Annotated in this window: 1 protein-coding gene; it reads left to right on the top strand. The window is 68.2% G+C overall.

The window, feature by feature from the left end; all coding sequences use genetic code 11:
* Positions 1-680, top strand: a 680-nt coding sequence (locus tag HA630_RS00100) for an EF-Tu/IF-2/RF-3 family GTPase (protein ID WP_243855297.1), incomplete at both ends; no start/stop codon positions are given.

Below are 680 nucleotides of genomic sequence, written 5' to 3'. Positions count from 1 at the left end.
GAGATCGAACGCGAACTCGGCATGACGGTGGTGCCCTTCACCTGGCCGGTGGGCATGGGCAAGCTGTTCCACGGCGTGTACGACCGCCGCAGCGACCAGATGCGGGTGTTCTCGGCCGGCGAAGAACGCGCCGGCGGCGACGAGGAGGTGCTGGCGGGCCTGGACAACCCCGAAAGCGCCCGGCGCTTTGGCATGGAATGGACCCAGGCCAAGGACGAAATGGAGCTGGTGGCCGGCGCGTCGCCCGCGTTTGACGGCGCCGAATTCCTGGCCGGTAAACAAACCCCCATGCTGTTCGGCTCGGCCATCAACAACTTCGGCGTGCGCGAGGTGCTCGACGCGCTGGTGGACCTGGCCCCGCCGCCGGGCCCCAAGCCCGCCATCCAGCGCGTGGTGGAGCCGACCGAGCCCAAGTTCAGCGGCGTGGTGTTCAAGATCCAGGCCAACATGGACCCGGCGCACCGCGACCGCATCGCCTTCGTGCGCTGCGCCAGCGGTCACTTCGAGCGCGGCATGAAGCTCAAGGTGGTGCGCAGCGGCAAGGACCTGCGGCCCAACACCGTGGTGTCCTTCCTGTCGCAACGCCGCGAACTGCTGGACGAGGCCTATGCCGGCGACATCATCGGCATCCCCAACCACGGCGTGCTGCAGCTGGGCGACACCCTGACCGAAGGCGAGAA

The sequence above is a fragment of the Aquabacterium sp. A08 genome (genome assembly GCF_011742065.1).
Note: the sequence above shows the minus strand (reverse complement) of the source record. Positions and strands in the feature narration are given on the sequence as shown.